This is a genomic window from Streptomyces sp. DT224, assembly GCF_049844595.1.
In the GTDB taxonomy this organism is placed as follows: domain Bacteria; phylum Actinomycetota; class Actinomycetes; order Streptomycetales; family Streptomycetaceae; genus Streptomyces.
Window position 1 is genome coordinate 126,724 of sequence record NZ_JBNCLI010000007.1, and the last position, 22,776, is coordinate 149,499.

Genomic DNA, 22,776 nt, shown 5'->3' on the forward strand with positions numbered 1-22,776 from the left:
TTCGGCCCTGGCTTGGTTGGCGCGGGGTGTTTATTAACCGGGGGGGGGGGGGGGTCGGGGGTTTTGGCCCCCCCCCCCCGCCCGTCGGACGGAGCAGGGGTTCTACCGCAGGAAGGGATCCACCGCCACGGCCACGAAGAGCAGCGACACATAGGTGATCGACCAGTGGAAGAGCCGCATCTCCTTGAGCTTGGCGCCCGTCACCCCGGCCTTGGCCCGGCTGAGCAGCCCGTGCGCCTCCCAGAGCCAGAAGCCGCCGGTCAGCAGCGCCACGGCCGTGTAGAACCAGCCGGTGTAACCCAGCGGGGTGAGGAGCAGCGACACGGCGACCATCACCCAGCTGTAGGCGACGATCTGGCGGGCGACCACCCGGTTGGACGCGATGACCGGGAGCATGGGGACGCCGACGCGCGCGTAGTCGTCCTTGACCTTCATCGACAGCGGCCAGTAGTGCGGCGGCGTCCAGAAGAAGATGACGGCGAAGAGGATCACCGCGGCCCAGGACATCTCGTTCGTCACGGCGGACCAGCCGATGAGGACCGGCATGCAGCCCGCGATGCCGCCCCAGACGATGTTCTGCGCGGTGCGGCGCTTCAGCAGCATCGTGTAGATCACGACGTAGAAGAGCAGGGCGCCCAGCGACAGCGCCGCCGACAGCCAGTTGACCAGCAGCCCGAACCAGACCGTCGAGACCACCGCGAGGGTGATGCCGAAGGCCAGGCACTCGCGCGGGCTCACCATGCCGGTGACCAGCGGGCGCTGCGACGTACGGTCCATCAGCGCGTCGATGTCGCGGTCGATGTACATGTTCAGTGCATTGGCACCGCCGGCGGACAGATAGCCGCCGATGGTGGTAGTGAGCACGAGCCACAGGTCGGGTACACCCTGAGCGGCCAGGAACATCACCGGAACAGTGGTGATCAGCAACAGCTCGATGATCCGAGGCTTGGTCAGTGCCACGAATGCCTTGACACGGGCCCCGAACGGGCGTTGGCCCCCTGGGCTCGGAGTCAAGGCGACCCCTGCGGGTCGGGACTCGACGGCCGTCACGCACACCCCTGACAGAGAAATCCCAGCAAGCTCCGGGCGTGAGGGCCCAGTGAAGACTTGCGCGAACCCGACCACTGTAGACGTTGGGGACAGGCCGCCCTTCGCGGGGGTGGGGTCGTGTTGATGTGGCGCGGACGGCCGCCCCGGCCCGGCCGCGGGCCGTCTCGTACGCACGAGTGACGCACTGGTGTCGCAGCGTCCGCGCGGACCGATTCCGGGGGCCTCGCAATCGCGCTCCAGGCCGCTCCTAGGAGCGCCCAGGAGTGGGTCCTCGCGCTCATCGGAGAAGCCCATCGGTGAGCCCTTCCGCTCATACGGGAGGCGGATTCCACGGGCCGCCCGCACCCTGGTAGGAGCCGGAAAACACGGGTACGGACGGGGGTAGGCTCGACAGCATCCGGTGCGGTCACAGTCACCGGTCTACAACAGTTGGAGAGGAGCCCTGACTCAGGGTGAGCACCAAGCCGACCACCACAGACCTCCAGTGGACCGAATTGGACCAGCGGGCCGTGGACACCGTCCGCGTCCTCGCCGCGGACGCCGTACAGAAAGTCGGAAACGGCCACCCGGGCACGGCGATGAGCCTGGCTCCCGCCGCGTACACCATCTTCCAGAAGGTGATGCGGCACGACCCGGCGGACGCGGACTGGACCGGCCGCGACCGGTTCGTGCTCTCGGCGGGCCACAGCAGCCTGACCCTGTACATCCAGCTCTACCTGGCCGGCTACGGCCTGGAGCTGGACGACCTGAAGTCGTTCCGCACCTGGGGCTCCAAGACCCCTGGGCACCCGGAGTACGGCCACACCACCGGGGTCGAGACGACGACCGGGCCGCTGGGCCAGGGCGTCGCCAACGCCGTGGGCATGGCCATGGCCGCCCGCTACGAGCGCGGTCTGTTCGACCCGGAGGCGGCCCCCGGCACCTCCCCGTTCGACCACATGGTGTGGGTCGTCGCCGGTGACGGCTGCCTCCAGGAGGGCATCTCGGCCGAGGCGTCCTCGCTGGCCGGCCACCAGAAGCTGGGCAACCTGGTCCTGCTGTGGGACGACAACCACATCTCCATCGAGGGCGACACGGAGACCGCGGTCTCCGAGGACACCGTCAAGCGCTACGAGGCGTACGGCTGGCACGTCCAGCGCGTCGACCAGCTGCCCAACGGCGACCTGGACCCCGAGGGCCTCTACCGGGCGCTGCTGGCCGCCAAGGCCGAGACCGAGCGCCCGTCGTTCATCGCGGCCCGCTCGATCATCGCCTGGCCCGCCCCGCACGCCCAGAACACCGAGGCGTCGCACGGCTCGGCGCTCGGCGACGACGAGGTCGCCGCGACCAAGAAGGTGCTCGGCTTCGACCCGGAGAAGTCCTTCGACGTCGCCGACGAGGTCATCGCGCACACCCGCCGCGCCCTGGACCGGGGCCGCGAGGCGAAGGCCGAGTGGCAGAAGGGCTTCGACGCCTGGCGCGCCGCCAACCCCGAGCGCGCCGCCGACTTCGACCGGATCGCCGTGGGCGAGCTGCCCAAGGGCTGGGAGGACAGCCTGCCGGTCTTCGAGACGGGCAAGGGCGTCGCCACCCGCGCCGCGTCGGGCAAGGTGCTCCAGGCGCTCGGCGGGATCATCCCCGAGCTGTGGGGCGGCTCCGCCGACCTGGCCGGTTCGAACAACACCACGATCGACAAGACGTCGTCGTTCCTCCCGGCGGGCAACCCGCTGCCGGAGGCCGACCCGTACGGCCGCACGATCCACTTCGGCATCCGCGAGCACGCCATGGCCGCCGCCATGAACGGCATCGCGCTGCACGGCAACACGCGCATCTACGGCGGCACCTTCCTGGTGTTCTCCGACTACATGCGCAACGCCGTGCGCCTGTCCGCGCTGATGCACCTGCCGGTGACCTACGTGTGGACGCACGACTCGATCGGCCTCGGCGAGGACGGCCCGACCCACCAGCCGGTCGAGCACCTGGCCTCGCTGCGCGCCATCCCGGGCCTCAACGTCGTGCGCCCGGCCGACGCCAACGAGACCGCCATCGCCTGGCGCGAGATCCTGCGCCGCTACACCAAGGTGTTCGGCGAGGGCGCCCCGCACGGTCTGGCGCTGACCCGCCAGGGTGTGCCGACGTACGAGGCGAACGAGGACGCGGCCAAGGGCGGCTACGTGCTCTTCGAGGCCGAGGGCGGCGCGCCGCAGGTCGTCCTGATCGGTACCGGCTCCGAGGTGCAGCTCGCCGTCGAGGCGCGCGAGGAGCTCCAGGCGGCCGGAATTCCGACCCGTGTGGTGTCGATGCCGTGTGTCGAGTGGTTCGAGGAGCAGGAACAGGGTTACAAGGACTCCGTCCTGCCGCCGTCGGTCAAGGCGCGTGTGGCCGTCGAGGCGGGCATCGCCCTGACCTGGTACCGGTACGTGGGGGACGCCGGCCGGATCGTCTCGCTGGAGCACTTCGGCGCTTCGGCGGACGCGAAGGTCCTGTTCCGCGAGTTCGGCTTCACCGGCGAGAACGTCGCCGCAGCCGCCCGGGAATCCCTCGCCGCCGCCACGCGCTGACGCCTGTATACGACTAGTAGGAGATGCATTTCCCATGACAGACGCACTCAAGCGCCTCTCCGACGAGGGCGTGGCGATCTGGCTCGACGACCTCTCGCGCAAGCGGATCACCTCGGGCAACCTGGCCGAGCTGATCGACCAGTCCCACGTCGTGGGGGTCACGACCAACCCCTCGATCTTCCAGAAGGCCATCTCGCAGGGCGACGGTTACGACCAGCAGCTCACGGACCTCGCCGCCCGCAAGGTGACCGTCGAGGAAGCGATCCGCATGATCACCACCGCGGACGTCCGGGACGCGGCCGACATCCTGCGCCCGGTCTTCGACGCGACGGAGGGCCAGGACGGCCGGGTCTCCATCGAGGTCGACCCGCGCCTGGCGCACGACACGACGGCCACGGTCGCCGAGGCCAAGCAGCTGGCCTGGCTGGTGGACCGCCCGAACACGCTGATCAAGATCCCGGCGACCAAGGCGGGCCTGCCCGCGATCACCGAGACGATCGGCCGTGGCATCAGCGTCAACGTCACGCTGATCTTCTCGCTGGAGCGCTACCGCGCGGTCATGGACGCCTACCTGGCGGGCCTGGAGAAGGCGAAGGCCGCGGGCCTGGACCTCTCCAAGATCCACTCGGTGGCGTCGTTCTTCGTGTCCCGCGTGGACACCGAGATCGACAAGCGCCTGGACGCCATCGGCGGCGACGAGGCGAAGGCCGCGAAGGGCAAGTCCGCCCTGGCCAACGCCCGGCTGGCCTACGAGGCGTACGAGGAGGTCTTCGCCGGTGAGCGCTGGGCCGCCCTGGACAAGGCGCACGCCAACAAGCAGCGTCCGCTGTGGGCCTCGACCGGCGTGAAGGACCCGGCCCTCAAGGACACCCTGTACGTCGTGGACCTGGTCGCGCCGAACACGGTCAACACCATGCCGGAGGCGACTCTGGACGCGGTGGCGGACCACGGAGAGATCACCGGCAACACCGTCGCCGGTGCGTACGACCAGGCCCGTGCCGACCTCGACACCATCAAGAAGCTCGGCGTCGACTACGACGACGTCGTGCAGGTGCTGGAGGACGAGGGCGTCGAGAAGTTCGAGACGGCCTGGAACGACCTGCTCAAGTCGACCGAGGCGGAGCTGCAGCGCCTCGCTCCCTCGAAGGGCTGACCACTTTGTCTGGTGTTCCCGGAGCCAACCCGCTCCGTGACGCCCAGGACCGACGGCTCCCGCGCATCGCGGGGCCGTCGGGCCTGGTCATCTTTGGCGTCACGGGCGATTTGTCCCGTAAAAAGCTGATGCCCGCCGTCTACGACCTGGCCAACCGCGGCCTGCTGCCGCCGGGCTTCTCGCTCATCGGTTTCGCGCGCCGCGACTGGGAGGACGAGGACTTCGCCCAGGTCGTCCACGACGCCGTCAAGGAGCATTCCCGCACCCCCTTCCGCGAAGAGGTCTGGCAGCAGCTCAGCCAGGGCATGCGCTTCGTGCAGGGCAACTTCGACGACGACGTGGCCTTCGAGACCCTCAGGGCCACGATCGAGGAGCTGGACAAGGCGCAGGGTACGGGCGGCAACTTCGCCTTCTACCTGTCCGTCCCGCCGAAGTTCTTCCCCAAGGTCGTCCAGCAGCTCAAGAAGCACGGGCTGGCCGACCAGAAGGAGGGCAGCTGGCGCCGCGCCGTCATCGAGAAGCCGTTCGGTCACGACCTGAAGAGCGCGCAGGAGCTCAACCAGATCGTGCACGACGTCTTCCCGCCGAACGAGGTCTTCCGGATCGACCACTACCTCGGCAAGGAGACCGTCCAGAACATCCTGGCGCTCCGCTTCGCCAACACGATGTTCGAGCCGATCTGGAACCGCAGCTACGTCGACCACGTGCAGATCACGATGGCCGAGGACATCGGCATCGGCGGCCGGGCCGGTTACTACGACGGCATCGGCGCCGCCCGCGACGTCATCCAGAACCACCTGCTCCAGCTGCTCGCGCTGACCGCGATGGAGGAGCCCGGCTCCTTCCACCCGAAGGCCCTGGTCGCCGAGAAGCTCAAGGTGCTCACAGCGGTGGAGCTGCCCGAGGACCTGGGCAAGCACACCGTGCGCGGCCAGTACACGCACGCCTGGCAGGGCGGCGAGGAGGCCCTCGGCTATCTGGAGGAGGACGGCATCGACCCCAAGTCGAAGACCGACACCTTCGCCGCGATCAAGCTGACGATCAACAACCGCCGCTGGGCGGGCGTGCCGTTCTACCTGCGCACCGGCAAGCGGCTCGGCCGCCGGGTCACGGAGATCGCGGTCGTCTTCAAGCGGGCCCCGTACCTGCCGTTCGAGTCCGGCGCCACCGAGGAGCTGGGCGGCAACGCCCTGGTCATCCGGGTACAGCCGGACGAGGGCGTCACCGTGCGGTTCGGCTCCAAGGTGCCCGGCACCTCGATGGAGGTCCGGGACGTCACGATGGACTTCGCGTACGGCGAGTCCTTCACGGAGTCCAGCCCGGAGGCGTACGAGCGGCTCATCCTCGACGTCCTGCTCGGCGACGCCAACCTCTTCCCGCGCCACCAGGAGGTCGAGCTCTCCTGGAACATCCTCGACCCGATCGAGGAGTACTGGGACAAGCACGGCAAGCCCGCCCAGTACCCGGCCGGCACCTGGGGTCCGGCCGAGGCGGACGAGATGCTCGCACGCGACGGACGGAGCTGGCGCCGGCCATGAAGATCGATCTCACGGAAACCACGTCCAGCAAGATCAACCAGGCGCTCGTCTCGGCCCGGCGCGCGGTGGGCGCCCCGGCGATCGGGATGGTCCTCACCCTCGTCATCGTCACCGACGAGGAGAACGCCTACGACGCGCTGAAGGCGGCGAGCGACTCCTCGCGGGAGCACCCCTCGCGGATCATCGCCGTCATCAAACGGCTCAGCCGTTCGCCGCGCGCCCGCCGCGACGCGCGGCTCGACGCCGAGATCCGGGTCGGCTCCGACTCGGGCTCCGGCGAGACCGTGGTGCTCCGGCTCCACGGCGAGCTGGCCAACCACGCCCAGTCGGTCGTCCTGCCGCTGCTGCTGCCGGACGCCCCGGTGGTGGTGTGGTGGCCGCAGGACTCCCCCGCCGACCCGGCGAAGGACGCGCTCGGCGCGCTGGCCCAGCGCCGGATCACCGACACCTACTCGGCCGAGCACCCGCTCGACGAGCTGGGGGTGCGCGCCGACACGTACCGGCCCGGTGACACGGACCTGGCGTGGACGCGCATCACACCGTGGCGTTCGATGCTGGCCGCCGCGCTCGACCAGCAGCCGGCGGAGGTCGTCTCGGCCACGGTCGAGGGCGAGTCGGACAACCCGAGCTGCGAGCTGCTGGCCATGTGGCTCGCGGACCGGCTCGGGGTCCCGGTGGAGCGCACCACGTCCGGCGGCCCCGGTCTGACGGCCGTCCGGATGGCCACGAAGAACGGCGACATCGTCCTGGACCGGGCCGACGGCTCGCTCGCCACGCTCTGCATGGTGGGTCAGCCGGACCGCGCGGTGGCGCTCAAGCGCCGCGAGACGGCGGAGCTCCTCGCGGAGGAGCTGCGGCGCCTGGACCCGGACAACATCTACGAGTCGACCGTGAAGTTCGGCCTGGACCGCCTCCACCAGGCGGGTTCCGGCGAGTCGGCCAAGGCACCCGCCCCGGCCTCCGACAAGGCTCCCGCCGCGAAGAAGGCCGCCCCGGCGAAGAAGGCGGCGGCCAAGTGACCGGAGTCCCGCAGCTCGTCGTGCACCGCGACAAGGAGCTGATGGCCCAGGCCGCCGCGGCCCGGCTGATCACGAAGATCGTGGACGCCCAGGCCGCGCGCGGAGACGCCTCGGTGGTGCTGACCGGCGGGCGCAACGGCAACGGCCTGCTGGCCGCGCTCGCCGCCGCGCCCGCCCGGGACGCGGTCGACTGGTCGCGGCTCGACCTGTGGTGGGGCGACGAGCGGTTCCTGCCGGAGGGCGACCCGGAGCGCAACGTCACGCAGGCCCGCGAGGCGCTGCTGGACTCCGTGCCCCTGGACCCCTCGCGGGTGCACGTGATGCCGGCGTCGGACGGCCCCTACGGCCCGGACGCCGACGCCGCGGCCGCCGGGTACGCGGCCGAGCTGGCGGCGGCCGCCGCGCCCCAGGACCACGGACCGGTGCCGGAGTTCGACGTGCTGATGCTGGGCGTCGGCCCGGACACGCACGTCGCCTCGCTCTTCCCGGAACTGCCCGGGGTGCGGGAGACCGAGCGCACCGTCGTCGGTGTGCACGGTGCGCCCAAGCCGCCGCCGGTCCGGGTCTCGCTGACGCTCCCCGCCATCCGGGCGGCGCGCGAGGTGTGGCTGCTGGCCGCGGGCGAGGACAAGGCGGAGGCGGTCGCGATCGCCCTGTCCGGGGCCGGCGAGATCCAGGCGCCGGCGGCCGGTGCGTACGGCCGCGCCCGCACGCTGTGGCTGCTGGACGCGGCGGCGGCCTCCCGCCTCCCGCGCGCCCTGTATCCCCCGGCGTCCGCCTGACAGGTCCCCGCCTGAACGCCCACGGGCCCGGTCCGCTCCGAGGAGTGAACCGGGCCCGTGGGCGTTCAGGCGGGGCTCAGCGCCCGCGCAGCTCGCGGTAGGTGGAGACCAGCGCGGCGGTGGAGCTGTCCAGCTGCTCGCCGCCCTTGCCCTCGGTCAGGACGGGCTCGATCTTCTTGGCGAGGACCTTGCCGAGCTCGACGCCCCACTGGTCGAAGGAGTCGATGTTCCAGATCGCGCCCTGGACGAAGACCTTGTGCTCGTACAGCGCGATCAGCTGGCCGAGCACGGACGGGGTGAGCCGGTCGGCGAGGATCGTCGTCGTGGGGTGGTCGCCCCGGAACGTCTTGTGCGCCACCAGCTCCTCGGGGACGCCCTCGGCGCGCACCTCGTCCGGCGTCTTGCCGAAGGCCAGGGCCTGGGTCTGGGCGAAGAAGTTGGCCATCAGCAGGTCGTGCTGGGCGACCAGCCCGGGCAGCAGGTCCTCGACCGGCTGCGCGAAGCCGATGAAGTCGGCCGGGATCACCTTCGTACCCTGGTGGATCAGCTGGTAGTAGGCGTGCTGGCCGTTGGTGCCGGGGGTGCCCCAGACGACCGGTCCGGTCTGCCAGTCGACGGGGTTGCCGTCGCGGTCCACGGACTTGCCGTTGGACTCCATGTCCAGCTGCTGGAGGTACGCGGTGAACTTGGACAGGTAGTGGCTGTAGGGCAGCACCGCGTGCGACTGGGCGTCGAAGAACGCGCCGTACCAGACGCCCAGCAGGCCGAGCAGGAGCGGGGCGTTCTCCTCGGCGGGGGCGGTGCGGAAGTGCTCGTCCACGAGGTGGAAGCCGTCCAGCATCTCGCGGAACCGGTCCGGGCCGATGGCGATCATCAGCGAGAGGCCGATGGCGGAGTCGTACGAGTAGCGGCCGCCGACCCAGTCCCAGAACTCGAACATGTTGGCCGTGTCGATGCCGAAGTCCGCGACCTTCTCGGCGTTGGTCGACAGCGCCACGAAGTGCTTGGCGACGGCCTCCTGACCGGCCCCCAGGCCGGTGAGCAGCCAATTGCGGGCGGAGGTGGCGTTGGTGATCGTCTCGATCGTGGTGAAGGTCTTCGACGCGATGATGAACAGCGTCTCGGCCGGGTCGAGGTCGCGGACGGCCTCGTGCAGATCGGCCCCGTCCACGTTCGAGACGAAGCGGAAGGTGAGCGAGCGGTCCGTGAAGGAGCGCAGCACCTCGTACGCCATGGCGGGGCCCAGGTCCGAACCGCCGATGCCGATGTTGACGATGTTCTTGATGGGCTTGCCGGTGTGACCGGTCCACTCCCCCGACCTGACGCGGTCGGAGAACGCCGTCATCTTGTCGAGCACCGCGTGCACGCCGGGCACGACGTTCTCGCCGTCGACCTCGACGACGGCGTCACGCGGCGCGCGCAGCGCGGTGTGCAGGACCGCCCGGTCCTCGGTGGTGTTGATCCTGTCGCCGCGAAACATGGCGTCACGCAGCCCGAACACGTCGGTCGCCGCGGCGAGTTCGCGCAGGAGCGTCAGCGTCTCGTCGGTGACGAGGTGCTTGGAGTAGTCGAGGTGCAGGTCGCCGACCCGCAGGGTGTACCCGGTGCCGCGCTCCGGGTCGTCCGCGAACAGCTGGCGCAGACCGGTCGCCCCGAGCTGCTCACGGTGCTTTCCCAGCGCCGCCCATTCCGGCGTCTGGTTGAGCCTGGTACGGCTAGTTGCGTTCATCCCGGACATCAGCCCACTTCTCTCGTAACCGCAGTTCCCCGCTGCCCCTCCAACCTAATTGATCAGGCGGCCGGACGTGACAGCGGCAGGCTGCGGCACGAGGTCGGCCTGAGGAAGTATTCCGGCCGGGCACCCAGGGGGTGTCCGGCCGGTGAACGTCCTCAGATCTCGCCGCGCAGTTTCGCCAGGGCCTCGGCGAGGATCGCCTCGCCGTCCGCGTCGCTGCGGCGCTCGCGTACGTACGCGAGGTGCGTCTTGTACGGTTCGGTGCGCGGCGGGTCGGGCGGGCTCTCCGGGTCCTGGCCGGCCGGGAAACCGCAGCGGGGGCAGTCCCAGGTGTCCGGTACCTGCGCGTCATGGGCGAAACTGGGCTGCGTCTCGTGCCCGTTCGAGCACCAGAAGGAGATGCGGAGCCGTGGCGCGGACTCGCCGCGCTCGGCCTCCCCCATCGGCCCCGCCCCGACCCGGCTTCCCCGGATCGCGTTGCCACTTGCCACGGTCGTAACTCCCTGCGTGATGGTGCTCGAGGATGCCCCAGTCTACGTAAGGCCCAACGCGCGTCCAGGGGAAGGAGTTACACCGTCACCGGGAAACGCGTACGACGGGTCAGTTGTCGAGCTTGATGAGCAGACCAAGCACCACGATGCACGCGAACCAGCCCAGGCCGACCACGACGGTGATGCGGTCGAGGTTGCGTTCGGCGACCGAGGAGCCGCCGACGGAGGACTGCATGCCGCCACCGAACATGTCGGAGAGACCGCCGCCCTTGCCCTTGTGCATGAGCACCAGCAGCATCAGCAGCAGGCTGAAGACGATCAGGGCGATCTCGAACCCCAGAATCACGGCTGGTCCCTACTTTCCGGAAATACCGACTGCGTGTGCGAACAACGGGGGCCGGGAGGCTGCCCTCCCCGGCCCCCGCAAGGGTACGACGGATCCGCGCTACCGCATACTCACTGGTCGCGGAAGCGGACGATCTTGACGAACTCGTCCGCGTCGAGCGCCGCGCCGCCGATCAGGGCGCCGTCGACGTCGGGCTGGGCCATGATCGCGGCGACGTTGCCGGACTTGACCGAGCCGCCGTACTGGATGCGGACCGCGTCGGCCAGCTCCTGCGAGTACAGCTCGGCGAGGCGGACGCGGATCGCACCGCAGACCTCCTGCGCGTCCTCCGGGGTGGCGACCTCGCCGGTGCCGATGGCCCAGACCGGCTCGTAGGCGATCACGATGGACTCGGCCTGCTCGGCCGGGATGTCCTTCAGGGCGCCGTCGAGCTGCGCGAGGGTGTACGCGACCTGCTCACCGGCCTTGCGGACGTCCAGGCCCTCACCGACGCAGAGGATCGGGGTCAGGCCGTGCTTGTACGCGGCCTTCACCTTGGCGTTGCAGACCTCGTCGGTCTCGCCGTGGTACTGGCGGCGCTCGCTGTGGCCGACGGCGACGAAGGTGCACTTCAGCTTGGCGAGCATGGGGCCGGAGATCTCACCGGTGTACGCGCCGGAGTCGTGCGCCGAGATGTCCTGGGCGCCGTACTTGATCTTCAGCTTGTCGCCGTCGACCAGCGTCTGCACGGAGCGCAGGTCGGTGAAGGGCGGCAGGACGGCGACCTCTACGGCGTCGTAGTCCTTGTCGGCCAGGGCGAAGGCGAGCTTCTGGACGTGTGCGATGGCCTCGAGGTGGTTGAGGTTCATCTTCCAGTTGCCCGCCATCAGCGGGGTGCGGGTGGTCATGAAAGGTCAGTCCTCCAGAGCGGCGAGGCCGGGAAGCGTCTTGCCCTCGAGGTATTCGAGGCTGGCACCGCCACCGGTCGAGATGTGTCCGAACGCGTTCTCGTCGAAGCCCAGGATGCGGACCGCGGCGGCGGAGTCGCCACCGCCGACCACGCTGAAGCCCGAGGAGTCGACGAGGGCCTGGGCGACGGCCCGGGTGCCCTCGGCGAAGTCGGGGTGCTCGAAGACGCCCATCGGGCCGTTCCAGAAGACGGTGGCCGCGTCGGCGAGCTTCGATGCGTAGAGCTTGTTGGTCTCCGGGCCGTTGTCCAGGCCCATCTGCCCGGCCGGCATGGCGTCGGCGGCGACGGTCTCCGGGTGGGCCGGGGCCTTGGTCTTCAGGTCCGGGAAGGCGGGTGCGACGACGACGTCGACGGGGAGCACGAACTCCACGCCCTTCGCCTCGGCGCGTCGCAGGTACTCCTGGACCGCCGGGATCTGGTCCTCCTGGAGCAGCGAGCTGCCGACCTCGTGACCCTGGGCCTTGAGGAAGGTGTACGCCATGCCGCCCCCGATGAGGATGCGGTCGGCGCGCTCCAGCAGGTGGTCGATGACGCCCAGCTTGTCGGAGACCTTCGCGCCGCCGAGGACCACCGCGTAGGGGCGCCGGACGTCCTCGGTGAGCTTCTTCAGGACGCCGACCTCGGTGGCGATGAGATCGCCGGCCGCGTGCGGGAGGCGGGCCGGGAGGTCGAAGACCGACGCGTGCTTGCGGTGCACGGCGCCGAAGCCGTCGCCCACGTACAGGTCGGCCAGCTCGGCCAACTGGTCGGCGAACGCGCCGCGCTCGGCGTCGTCCTTGGACGTCTCGCCGGCGTTGAAGCGCAGGTTCTCGATGACGGCGACCTGGCCGTCGGTGAGCGCGGCGACCGTGGCGCGGGCGGACTCGCCGACCGTGTCGGTCGCGAACGCCACGTCGGCGCCGAGCAGTTCGCCGAGCCGGGTGGCGGCGGGGGCCAGCGAGAACGCCGGGTCCGGGGCGCCCTTGGGGCGGCCCAGGTGCGAGGCGACGACGACCCGGGCGCCGGCCTCGGCCAGCTTGCGGACGGTCGGGGTGACGGCGCGGATGCGGCCGTCGTCGGTGATGGCGGTGCCGCTGAGCGGCACGTTGAGGTCGGCGCGGACGAATACCCGCTTGCCGGCGACCCCTTCGGCGAGAAGTGCGTCGATCGTCTTCATCTGTCTGGACTCCTTGGAGGACGAGTGAGCATGCGAGGGGGCTCGAACAGCGCAGCGTCGCGCTGTTCGAGCCCCGTGCTCACATCGAGATGCCTGCCGGTGCGGCGGTGCTCAGAGCTGGCCGCCGACGAAGACGGTGAGGTCGACGAGACGGTTGGAGTAGCCCCACTCGTTGTCGTACCAGCCGAGGATCTTCACCGTGTTGCCCTCCTGGACCATCGTCAGGGAGGAGTCGAAGGTGCAGGACGCCGGGTCGCTGACGATGTCCGAGGACACGATCGGGTCCTCGGTGTAGTACAGGATGCCCTTGAGGTCGCCGTCGTCGGCGGCCTTCTTGAACGCGGCGTTGACCTCGTCCTTGGTGACCTCGCGCTGGAGGGTCACGACCAGGTCGGTGGCCGAGCCGGTCGGGACCGGGACGCGCATCGCGATGCCGTCGAGCTTGCCCTTGAGCTGCGGCAGGACCAGGGCGGTCGCCTTGGCGGCGCCGGTCGTGGTCGGGATGATGTTCTCGGCGGCGGCGCGGGCGCGGCGCAGGTCCGAGTGCGGGAAGTCCAGGATGCGCTGGTCGTTGGTGTACGCGTGGACCGTCGTCATGAGGCCCTTGACGATGCCGAAGTTCTCGTCCAGAACCTTGGCCATCGGGGCGACGCAGTTGGTCGTGCAGGACGCGTTGGAGATGACGTGGTGGTTGGCCGCGTCGTACTTGTCCTGGTTGACGCCCATCACGATGGTGATGTCCTCGTCCTTGGCCGGAGCCGAGATGAGGACCTTCTTCGCGCCACCGGCGATGTGCTTCTCGGCGTCGGCCTTCTTGGTGAAGATGCCGGTCGACTCGATGACGATGTCGACGCCCAGCTCACCCCAGGGGATGTCGGCCGGGTTGCGCTCGGAGAGCACCTTGATGGTGTGGCCGTCGACGGTGATGGTGTCGGCGGTGTGGCTGACCTCTGCCTTCAGACGACCCAGGATGGTGTCGTACTTCAGCAGGTGGGCCGTGGTCGCGGTGTCACCCAGGTCGTTGACAGCCACGATCTCGATGTCCGCACCCTGCTCCAGCAGCGCGCGGAAGTAGTTACGACCGATGCGGCCAAAGCCGTTGATGCCTACGCGGATCGTCACGAACCGATCTCCTCGTTAGGTACGCCGGTTTTCGACGCCGGCGAGTTGTATGGGATGTCCCCGACCGCCTCCGACCCTACCTCTCCGGAGCCGCCGGGGTGACATCGAGCGGGGCCGGAAAGAGCGCGGAAGGCCCGTACTCCCCAGTAGGGGTACGGGCCTCCGGGCGCCGGGCGGCCTTCCCCGCGGCGATTACGCAGCGTCAACGGCCGCGGGCCGACGGGCCGTTCCCCTTCCGGGGCGCGGGCCGCGGGCCCCGCTCAGCCGACCAGGCCGTCGGCCAGCTCTTCGCTGAGAGTGGATTCCGTGCCGGGGATGCCCAGGTCCTGGGCGCGCTTGTCGGCCATCGCGAGGAGCCGGCGGATGCGGCCCGCGACCGCGTCCTTGGTCAGCGGCGGGTCGGCGAGGGCCCCCAGCTCCTCCAGCGACGCCTGCTTGTGCTCCATGCGCAGCCGCCCGGCCGCCGCCAGGTGCTCCGGGACCTCCTCGCCCAGGATCTCCAGGGCTCGGCCGACCCGGGCACCCGCGGCGACCGCGGCCCGGGCGGAGCGGCGCAGGTTCGCGTCGTCGAAGTTGGCGAGGCGGTTGGCGGTGGCCCGGACCTCGCGGCGCATCCGGCGCTCCTCCCAGGCCAGCACCGACTCATGGGCGCCGAGCCGGGTGAGCAGGGCGCCGATCGCGTCGCCGTCGCGGACGACGACCCGGTCCACCCCGCGCACCTCGCGGGCCTTCGCGGCGATGGAGAGCCGGCGGGCGGCGCCGACCAGGGCGAGCGCGGCCTCGGGGCCCGGGCAGGTCACCTCCAGCGAGGAGGAGCGGCCGGGCTCGGTGAGCGAGCCGTGCGCCAGGAAGGCGCCGCGCCAGGCCGCCTCCGCGTCGCAGGTGGCCCCCGAGACCACCTGCGGGGGCAGGCCGCGGATGGGGCGGCCCCGGCCGTCGACGAGCCCGGTCTGGCGCGCCAGCTGGTCGCCGCCCGCCACCACCCGTACGACGTAGCGCGAGCCGCGCCGCAGCCCGCCGGGGGCCATCACGATGAGCTCCGAGCTGTGCCCGAAGATCTCCAGGATGTCCCGCTTGAGCCGGCGCGCCGCCATCGCGGTGTCCAGCTCCGCCTCGATCACGATCCGGCCGCTCACCAGGTGGAGGCCGCCCGCGAACCGGAGAATCGCCGAGACCTCTGCCTTCCTGCAGCAGGTCCGGGTCACGGGAAGCCGGGAGACTTCGTCCTTCACCGCCGGCGTCATCGCCATGGGCCGATCCTTCCATGCATCCGAAAAATACGGTCGTACGCGGCGGCCAACAGCTCCGGATCATGGATCGGAACGCCGTCGGGTGAGGCCACGGGCGCCAGCTCGACCGCGGCACCGAGCCGTTTGGCTGCGTCGGCGAGGGACTCGCGGTCGGGCACGGCGGCCTCGTCGGCCAGCACCACGTCCAGGGCGAGTTTAGGGGCGTGTCGTCCCAAAACCTCCAAATGACGCTGCGGTGAGAAGCCTTCTGTTTCACCGGGCTGCGGTGCGAGGTTCAGCGAGAGGACCTTGCGGGCCTTCGTCTCGATCAGCGCGTCGAGCAGTTCGGGGACGAGCAGGTGCGGGATGACCGAGGAGAACCAGGAGCCGGGGCCGAGGACCACCCAGTCCGCGTCCCGGACGGCGGTGACCGCCTCGGGGACGGCCGGCGGGTCGGCCGGGACCAGGTGCACGGACTGCACCTCCCCCGGGGTGAGGGCGACGGTCGCCTGGCCGCGCACGGTGTCCACGTCCTCCGGGCGGTCCGGGTCGTGGCCCTTGACGAGGGCCTGGAGCTCCAGCGGCACGGCGGACATGGGCAGCACCCGGCCGTGCGCGCCGAGCAGCTTGCCCACCAGGTCCAGGGCCTGGACGTGGTCGCCCAGCTGCTCCCAGAGGGCGACGATCAGCAGATTGCCGACCGCGTGCTCGTGCAGGTCGCCCTTGGACTGGAAGCGGTGCTGGATGACCTGGGCCCAGGTCTGGCCCCAGTCGTCGTCGCCGCACAGGGCGGCCAGCGCCTTGCGCAGGTCGCCCGGGGGCAGCACGCCCAGCTCCTCGCGCAGCCGCCCGCTGGAGCCGCCGTCGTCGGCGACGGTGACCACGGCGGTCAGGTCGCCGGTGATCCGGCGCAGCGCGGTGAGGGAGGCCGACAGGCCCCGGCCGCCGCCGAGGGCGACGACCTTGGGCTGGGCGCCGCGCTTGCGCACGGAGAGTGCGGGCGAGGTGCCCCGCAGCCGGCGCAGGCGCAGATTGCGACTGGTCACTCGCGCCCCATGTCCCTGTGTACGAGCACGGTCTCGATCCCCTCCGTGGCGAGCCGGGCCGCCAGCTTCTCGGACATGGCCACCGAGCGGTGCTTGCCGCCCGTGCAGCCCACCGCGATGGTCACATAGCGCTTGCCCTCGCGGCGGTAGCCCGCGGCGACGAGCTGGAGCAGTTCGGTGTACTGGTTGAGGAATTCCTTGGCGCCGGGCTGGTCGAAGACGTACGAGGAGACCTCCTCGTTGAGTCCGGTGAAGGGGCGCAGCTCCGGCACCCAGTGCGGGTTCGGCAGGAAGCGGCAGTCGACCACCAGGTCGGCGTCGACCGGCAGGCCGTACTTGAAGCCGAACGACATCACGGTGGCGCGCAGCTCCGGCTCCTCGTCGCCGGCGAACTGGGCGTCCATCTTGGCGCGCAGCTCGTGGACGTTGAGGCTGGAGGTGTCGATCACCAGGTCGGCGTCGCCGCGCAGCTCGCGCAGCAGGTCGCGCTCGGCGGCGATGCCGTCCACGATGCGGCCGTCGCCCTGGAGCGGGTGGGGGCGGCGGACCGACTCGAAGCGGCGGACCAGCGCGTCGTCGGAGGACTCCAGGAAGACCACCCGGCGGGTGACGCCCTTGGCGTCCAGGTCGGCGAGGGATTCGCGCAGGTTGTCGAAGAAGCGGCGGCCCCGCACGTCGACCACGACGGCGATCCGGGCCACGTTGCCCTGGGAGCGGGCGCCGAGCTCCACCATGGTGGGGATCAGCGCGGGCGGCAGGTTGTCCACGACGAACCAGCCGAGGTCCTCCAGACACTTGGCCGCGGTGCTGCGCCCGGCGCCGGACATGCCGGAGATGATCACCAGCTCCGGGATGGCCGCGGCGGCGTCGCCCGTCTCGGTCGGGGTGCCGGTACTCACGTGTGCTGCTCCGTCTGCTCGGTCCGTGCGGTCGTGCCCGTGTTCGTGCTCGGTCTGTTCGTGCTCGGTCATGTCGTGCTGCCCCCGTCGTCCTCTTCCATGATCTCTCCTGTGGCCGTGTTCACGGCGGGTGCGGCCGGGGCGGCCGCCGCGAGGGCGACGGCCACGGACTCCGCTGTCCTGCGGCCTATCCCGGGAACCTCGCAGATCTCCTCGATTGTCGCCTGCCTCAGCTTCTTGACGGAGCCGAAATGCTTGATCAGGGCCTGCTTCCGGGTGCCCCCGAGGCCGGGGACGGCGTCCAGCGGGCTGGCGCGGATGCGCTTGGCCCGCTTGGCGCGCTGGTAGGTGATGGCGAAGCGGTGCGCCTCGTCGCGGACGCGCTGGAGGAGGTACAGGCCCTCGCTGGAGCGGGGCAGGACCACCGGGTCGTCGTCATCGGGCAGCCAGACCTCTTCGAGGCGCTTGGCGAGGCCGCAGACCGCGATGTCGTCGATGCCCAGCTCGTCCAGGGCCCGCTTGGCGGCGGCGACCTGCGGCTGCCCGCCGTCCACGACGAGGAGCTGCGGCGGGTACGCGAACCGCTTGGGGCGGCCGTCGTCCTCACGGGGCTCCCCGGCGGCCGGAACGTCCCCCGCGCCGTCGCCGTCGCCCGGGACCGCCGGGACGGGACCGGTGGGCGCCGGGGTCTCCTCCCACTCGCCGGTGCGCTCCTTCTCGTGGAGGTAGCGGCGGAAGCGGCGGCTGATCACCTCGTGCATCGAGCGGACGTCGTCCTGGCCCTCGAAGCCCTTGATCTGGAAGCGGCGGTACTCCCCCTTGCGGGCGAGGCCGTCCTCGAAGACCACCATGGAGGCGACGACGTCGTCGCCCTGGAGGTGGGAGATGTCGAAGCACTCGATGCGCAGCGGGGCGGTGTCCAGGCCCAGGGCCCCGGCGATCTCCTCCAGCGCCCGGGAACGGGTGGTGAGGTCGGAGGCGCGCTTGGTCTTATGCAGTCCGAGCGCCTGCTGGGCGTTGCGCTGGACGGTGACCATCAGGTCCTTCTTGTCGCCGCGCTGCGGGATGCGCAGGCTGACCTGGGACCCGCGCCGGTCCGCGAGCCACTGGGAGACCGCCGCCGGGTCCTCGGGCAGGGCCGGGACCAGGACCTCCTTGGGGACGGCGTCGCCGCTCTCCTCGCCGTACAGCTGCTGGAGGGCGTGCTCCACGAGGCCGGACGTGTCGACGTTCTCCACCTTGTCGGTGACCCAGCCGCGCTGGCCGCGGACCCGGCCGCCGCGCACGTGGAAGATCTGGACGGCGGCCTCCAGCTCGTCCTCGGCGACCGCGATGAGGTCGGCGTCGGTGGCGTCGGCGAGGACGACGGCGCTCTTCTCCATCGCGCGCTTCAGGGCCTCGACGTCGTCGCGCAGCCGCGCGGCCCGCTCGTACTCCATCTCCTCGGCGGCCGCCATCATGTCCTTCTCCAGGCGGCGGATGTAGGTGCCGGTGCGGCCGGCCATGAAGTCGCAGAAGTCGTCGGCCAGTTCGCGGTGCTCCTCGGGGGTGACGCGGCCGACGCAGGGGGCCGAGCACTTGCCGATGTAGCCGAGGAGGCAGGGGCGGCCGGTCCGCGCGGCGTTCTTGAAGACTCCGGCGGAGCAGGTGCGGACGGGGAAGACGCGGAGCATCAGGTCGACCGTCTCGCGGATCGCCCAGGCGTGCCCGTACGGACCGAAGTAGCGCACGCCCTTCTTCTTGGCGCCGCGCATCACCTGGACGCGGGGGAACTCCTCGTTGAGCGTGACCGCCAGGTAGGGATAGCTCTTGTCGTCGCGGTACTTGACGTTGAACCGGGGGTCGAACTCCTTGATCCAGGAGTACTCCAGCTGGAGCGCCTCGACCTCTGTGGCGACGACCGTCCACTCCACGGAGGCGGCCGTGGTCACCATCGTGCGCGTACGCGGGTGGAGGCCGGAGAGGTCCTGGAAGTAGTTGGCCAGGCGCTGGCGCAGGCTCTTGGCCTTGCCGACGTAGATCACCCGGCGGTGTTCGTCGCGGAATTTGTAGACCCCCGGGGAGTCGGGGATCTGTCCCGGCTTGGGGCGGTAGCTGGAGGGGTCTGCCATGCTCCCCACCCTACTTGCGGCCGGTGACAGCGCGGGGTGCGCGGATGGCGCCGCGCTCCGGGGCAGGGGTGGGGAGCACCTGTCCCGGAGCGCGGGGTCGATGGGGCCGGGCGGGTCACCCGGTCCGGCGGCGGCTCCTCAGGCGCAGGGCGGTGACGCCGCACAGGGCGAGTACGGCGGCGGCGCCCCCGGCGGCCGCGGTGGAGCCTGCGGTCAGGGCGGTCCCGGTGGTGGCGGTGGCGGCGATGGCGGGGCCGGACCCCGTCCCGCCGGCGGGCTTCGCCACGGGCCCGTAGCCGCCGGCCTCGCCCTTGCGGGCGTACGCGGAGCCGGGGAGCTTGTCCGCGTAGGCGGCGTGGACCCGGGTGCGGTAGGCGGAGAGGGTCGTCCCCCGCTTGCCGACCGCCCGGACGGCGTCCCGGTCGAGCGGGAGGACCCGGTCGCCCTTCTGCACGTACCAGGCGTCGATCTGGGGCTCGTGGAAGACGATGCCGCCGGGCAGCTTGCGGGCGCCCGCCTCGGTGTAGCGGGCCTCGTCGTCGCCGGTGGCGATGTTCACCACCTGCATCTCACCGTCCTTGCCGGGTGCCGGCAGCGTCCAGAGCGACGCCTTCTGCCCGTCCGAGGAGACGGCGGTGCTGGCCAGGTAGTCGAGGGAGGCGACGGGGGCGCCCTGCTCGCCCGCGACGAACTCGGCGGACAGGGTGCGCACGGGCACGGCCCGGCCCTCGATGCGGGGTGCGGCGGCCTTCTCGGTGACGGCGCCCTCGCGGGCGAAGAACCGGGACAGGATGTTCAGGGTGGTGGCGTCGGTGGCCGCCTCGTGGGCCGCGGCCAGGGCGGCGGGACCGGCCTGGGGACCTTCGGCGGCGGCCGCCTGGGGGGCTGCGGTGAGCAGGGCCGTGCCGGCGAGGACACCGGTGGCGGCCAGGGCGGCGGCGAGGGAGCGACGGACGGGCCGGGGGCTGGTGGAGGTCATGGCGTCACGCCCCGATCCGGCAGAGCGAGTGGGTCCAGGAGAACTCGCTGTTGTTCACGTACCAGGCGTGCGACGCCCAGTTGTAGCGGTTGCTGGAGGGCCAGGGGTCGCCCCAGTAGACGAGGCTGTCGGCGTCGTCGTAGCCGTACAGGACGTGCATGTGGCCGCCGCCCGACGACCACTGGATGCGGGTCTCGACCGGGCGTCCGGCGGCTATCTCGGTCTGCACGGTGGAGTAGCGCAGCCAGCCGCTGACGTACGAGCCGGGGTTGATGCCCGCCCAGTACAGGGCGTTCTGCACGTTGTCGAGGGCGGCCTGCGAGTTGGGGCACTCGTAGCCCTGGGCGCGGCCGAAGGCGGCGTTGCAGAACTGGTTCTGGCTGTAGTTGCGGCCGTACCAGGTGGCGATGGTGTTGCCGGACGCCGCCCAGCACCAGTTGGTCTTCTGCTGCGCCTGCATGGTGATGTTCAGCCGCCTGGTGGCGGCGAGGGCGGCCGTCGGGGCGGACGCGGTCCGGTCGGCGGCCTGGACGGAGGCGGTGGCGGTGCGGGGCTGGTCGGCGGCGGTGGCGGTCGCCGTGGGGACGGCGAGCAGCAGGGCGGCCAGTACGGCTGCCACCGGCAGCCGGGCCGGCCTGGTTCCTGTGTGGCGCATGGCGTTCCTCCCGGGGCGGGGGTGGGGGTTGTGAGGAGCGCGTCCGGACGCTGTGGAGGAGCATCAACCGTTGTCGGGGACGGGTCAACACGCTTGAATGCGGGTGAACACCGCGGTGTGAACGCCCGGGGCCGAGGTGTGAACGCGCGCCCCCGGTCACCTGCGGACCGGCCCCCGCCGGCGGGACCCCGGGCCCGGCCGGCGTGAACGTTCACCTGGAGGATCCATGCGGCACACCGAGGCCGAACTGGCGCAGGTGCTGCACACCGGACCGTTCCACCTGGCCCTGCGCACCGCGCTGTCGGTGCGCGGGCTGCCGCTTCAGCGGGTCCGGCACCATCTGGCGCACAGGGGGATCAAGCTCGGGGTGACCAGCCTGAGTTACTGGCAGCAGGGCGCCCGCCGCCCGCAGCGCCCGGAGTCGCTGCGCGCCGTGAAGGCCCTGGAGGAGGTGCTCGCCCTGCCACCGGGCTCGCTGCTCGGCCTTCTGGACGCCGAGGAGGCCCGCCCGGACACGGAGCGCCCGCCCGCGCGCACGTTCCGCTCGCTGGTGGACACCTCAGGGGCCGTGGAGCGGCTGCTCGCGGGGCTGGAGTCACCGGCGGACGGCGGGCTGCACACGGTGGGCCACCAGGAGCGGGTACGGATCGGGCCGGGGCGCCGGATGCAGCGGCGGACCTCCCAGCACGTGGTGCGTGCCCACCGGGACGGGATCGACCGCTATCTCGCGGTGTACGTCGGGGACCCGGGGTGCGATCCGGCGCGGGTGGCGGTGAGCGCCCGGGAGAACTGCCGGAGGGGCCGGGTCCGCTGGGACCGTGAGACGGGCGTGCTGGTCGCCGAGCTGCTGTTCGACACCCGGCTGCGGGCGGGCGACACGTACCTCTTCGGCTACGGCTTCGAGGACGGCACGGGCGGGCCCTGCGGCGAGTACATGCGCGGCTTCACCTTCGGCGGCGGGCAGTACGTGCTCCAGGTCGGCTTCGCCGAGGAGGCGCTGCCGGTGCGGTGCCGGAGCTTCGCGCAGGCGTCGGCGGGGGCGCCCCGGGGCGCCCGGGCGGAGCTCACGCTGACGGGCCGGCACCGGACCGTGCATCTGGTGGAGCAGGGGGTGCGGCCGGGGCTGGTGGGGATCGACTGGGACTGGGAGTAGGTCCGCGGGCGGGGCGGGAAGCGGGGCCGGGGCCGGCTCAGGCGTCCGGGCCCGCGATCAGCTTCCCGCCCTCGACCCGGACCGGGACGGCGGGCAGCGGCACGGTCGCGGGGCCGTGCACCGCCTTGCCGGTCGTGGTGTCGAAGCGGCTGCCGTGGCAGGGGCAGTGGCCCTCGTTCTTCTCGACCTTGTCCAGCAGGCAGCCGGCGTGGGTGCACTGGGCGCTGAACGCCTTGAACTCCCCCTTGGCCGGGCAGGCGACGACGACGCGCTGCTCGCGGTAGAGCTTGGACTGGCCGACGGGGATCTCGTCGGGCGCGCCGAGCTCGACGGGGGCGGTGGGGGTCGGCGTCTGGGCGTGGCCGAGCTTCGAGTCGGTCGAGCAGGCGGCGGCTCCCAGCCCGGCGACGCCCGCGAGAGCGGCGCCCTTCAGCACGGTGCGGCGGGCGGCGGGCTGGCCGGACATGCGGTCTCCACGGGTCGGGCGGTCAGATCGGGAAACCGTGCCGGAGCTGCCCGGGGGGTGGCCGCGGCATCGGTGACGTAACCGACGATACCGGCGGAGACGGACGCTCCCGCGCGCGGGCCGGTCGTGAAGTCGCCGCGCTCGATGGACTCGCGCAGGTCCGGACGCTCCCGCGCGCGGGCCGGTCGTGGCCGCCCTCGGCCGGCCGGGCAGGGGACGGCCGGGGCGGAACGCGGCGAGGCGGCGGCCCCCCGCGGGGGGGCCCCCCCCGCCCCCCCCCAGTGCCCGGGGGCGCCCCGGCCCCCGCCGGCCCGCGGATTGGGCGGGGGCGTGGTCGCCCCGGCGGGGCCGGCCCGC

The 22,776-nt window shown here is 71.5% G+C and carries 20 protein-coding genes; 6 read left to right on the forward strand and 14 right to left on the reverse strand.

Annotation, left to right across the window (positions count from 1 at the left end; genetic code table 11):
* Positions 1-102 precede the first annotated feature (102 nt).
* Entirely contained in the window at positions 103-1,056 is a 954-nt protein-coding gene (locus ACLQ2N_RS18875; protein ID WP_164401355.1) for a heme o synthase, read from the reverse strand.
* Positions 1,057-1,502: 446 nt separating this feature from the next.
* Here ACLQ2N_RS18875 and tkt point away from each other — a divergent pair, with 446 nt between their 5' ends.
* From tkt to pgl, 5 genes are read left to right on the forward strand one after another with little or no spacing between them, the layout of a single operon-like run.
* On the forward strand, positions 1,503-3,590 hold the full coding sequence (tkt, locus tag ACLQ2N_RS18880) for a transketolase (RefSeq protein WP_425814450.1): 2,088 nt from the start codon (positions 1,503-1,505) through the stop codon (positions 3,588-3,590).
* A 34-nt stretch (positions 3,591-3,624) separates the two neighbouring features.
* Positions 3,625-4,743, forward strand: a complete 1,119-nt coding sequence (tal, locus tag ACLQ2N_RS18885; protein ID WP_425814452.1) for a transaldolase — start codon at positions 3,625-3,627, stop codon at positions 4,741-4,743.
* 5 nt (positions 4,744-4,748) lie between these two features.
* Complete coding sequence (gene zwf, locus ACLQ2N_RS18890; protein ID WP_425814454.1) at positions 4,749-6,281, forward strand: glucose-6-phosphate dehydrogenase; 1,533 nt, start codon at positions 4,749-4,751, stop codon at positions 6,279-6,281.
* On the forward strand, positions 6,278-7,300 hold the full coding sequence (gene opcA / locus ACLQ2N_RS18895) for a glucose-6-phosphate dehydrogenase assembly protein OpcA (protein WP_425814456.1): 1,023 nt from the start codon (positions 6,278-6,280) through the stop codon (positions 7,298-7,300). The genes zwf and opcA overlap by 4 nt, the downstream gene beginning before the upstream one ends.
* Positions 7,297-8,082 (forward strand): 6-phosphogluconolactonase, encoded by a 786-nt coding sequence (pgl, locus tag ACLQ2N_RS18900; protein WP_425814458.1) that lies wholly within the window; start codon positions 7,297-7,299, stop codon positions 8,080-8,082. Before opcA ends, pgl begins: the two co-directional genes overlap by 4 nt.
* A 76-nt stretch (positions 8,083-8,158) precedes the next feature.
* Here pgl and pgi read toward each other — a convergent pair whose 3' ends face one another.
* From pgi to ACLQ2N_RS18960, 12 genes are all read right to left on the reverse strand, one after another.
* Complete coding sequence (gene pgi / locus ACLQ2N_RS18905) at positions 8,159-9,811, reverse strand: glucose-6-phosphate isomerase (protein WP_425815009.1); 1,653 nt, start codon at positions 9,809-9,811, stop codon at positions 8,159-8,161.
* Between the two features lie 161 nt (positions 9,812-9,972).
* Entirely contained in the window at positions 9,973-10,308 is a 336-nt protein-coding gene (locus ACLQ2N_RS18910; RefSeq protein ID WP_073864697.1) for an RNA polymerase-binding protein RbpA, read from the reverse strand.
* Between the two features lie 109 nt (positions 10,309-10,417).
* The gene (gene secG, locus ACLQ2N_RS18915) at positions 10,418-10,654 is read right to left on the reverse strand and encodes a preprotein translocase subunit SecG (RefSeq protein ID WP_018104607.1); all 237 of its coding nucleotides are present in this window, start codon (positions 10,652-10,654) and stop codon (positions 10,418-10,420) included.
* A gap of 110 nt (positions 10,655-10,764) precedes the next feature.
* Entirely contained in the window at positions 10,765-11,541 is a 777-nt protein-coding gene (gene tpiA, locus ACLQ2N_RS18920; protein WP_425814461.1) for a triose-phosphate isomerase, read from the reverse strand.
* A gap of 6 nt (positions 11,542-11,547) precedes the next feature.
* Positions 11,548-12,759 carry a phosphoglycerate kinase gene (locus tag ACLQ2N_RS18925; RefSeq protein WP_425814463.1) on the reverse strand — a complete coding sequence of 404 codons (1,212 nt, stop codon included), beginning with the start codon at positions 12,757-12,759 and terminating at the stop codon, positions 11,548-11,550.
* A 111-nt stretch (positions 12,760-12,870) separates the two neighbouring features.
* On the reverse strand, positions 12,871-13,881 hold the full coding sequence (gene gap, locus ACLQ2N_RS18930) for a type I glyceraldehyde-3-phosphate dehydrogenase (protein WP_073968324.1): 1,011 nt from the start codon (positions 13,879-13,881) through the stop codon (positions 12,871-12,873).
* Positions 13,882-14,141: 260 nt separating this feature from the next.
* Complete coding sequence (gene whiA / locus ACLQ2N_RS18935) at positions 14,142-15,131, reverse strand: DNA-binding protein WhiA (RefSeq protein ID WP_018104603.1); 990 nt, start codon at positions 15,129-15,131, stop codon at positions 14,142-14,144.
* The gene (locus ACLQ2N_RS18940) at positions 15,122-16,156 is read right to left on the reverse strand and encodes a gluconeogenesis factor YvcK family protein (RefSeq protein WP_425814465.1); all 1,035 of its coding nucleotides are present in this window, start codon (positions 16,154-16,156) and stop codon (positions 15,122-15,124) included. Before ACLQ2N_RS18940 ends, whiA begins: the two co-directional genes overlap by 10 nt.
* On the reverse strand, positions 16,153-17,127 hold the full coding sequence (gene rapZ / locus ACLQ2N_RS18945; RefSeq protein WP_425814467.1) for an RNase adapter RapZ: 975 nt from the start codon (positions 17,125-17,127) through the stop codon (positions 16,153-16,155). Before rapZ ends, ACLQ2N_RS18940 begins: the two co-directional genes overlap by 4 nt.
* Positions 17,124-19,166: an excinuclease ABC subunit UvrC gene (gene uvrC, locus ACLQ2N_RS18950; protein WP_425814469.1), complete on the reverse strand. Its 2,043-nt coding sequence runs from the start codon at positions 19,164-19,166 to the stop codon at positions 17,124-17,126. The genes rapZ and uvrC overlap by 4 nt, the downstream gene beginning before the upstream one ends.
* Before the next feature lie 115 nt (positions 19,167-19,281).
* Positions 19,282-20,145: a hypothetical protein gene (locus ACLQ2N_RS18955; protein WP_425814471.1), complete on the reverse strand. Its 864-nt coding sequence runs from the start codon at positions 20,143-20,145 to the stop codon at positions 19,282-19,284.
* Positions 20,146-20,149: 4 nt separating this feature from the next.
* Positions 20,150-20,800 carry a papain-like cysteine protease family protein gene (locus ACLQ2N_RS18960; protein ID WP_425814473.1) on the reverse strand — a complete coding sequence of 217 codons (651 nt, stop codon included), beginning with the start codon at positions 20,798-20,800 and terminating at the stop codon, positions 20,150-20,152.
* Positions 20,801-21,026: 226 nt separating this feature from the next.
* Between ACLQ2N_RS18960 and ACLQ2N_RS18965 the strand changes: the two genes are divergently transcribed.
* Positions 21,027-21,953, forward strand: coding sequence for a hypothetical protein (locus ACLQ2N_RS18965; protein ID WP_425814475.1), 927 nt, complete (start codon positions 21,027-21,029; stop codon positions 21,951-21,953).
* Between the two features lie 37 nt (positions 21,954-21,990).
* Here ACLQ2N_RS18965 and ACLQ2N_RS18970 read toward each other — a convergent pair whose 3' ends face one another.
* The gene (locus ACLQ2N_RS18970) at positions 21,991-22,419 is read right to left on the reverse strand and encodes a Rieske (2Fe-2S) protein (RefSeq protein WP_425814477.1); all 429 of its coding nucleotides are present in this window, start codon (positions 22,417-22,419) and stop codon (positions 21,991-21,993) included.
* Positions 22,420-22,776: the final 357 nt, after the last annotated feature.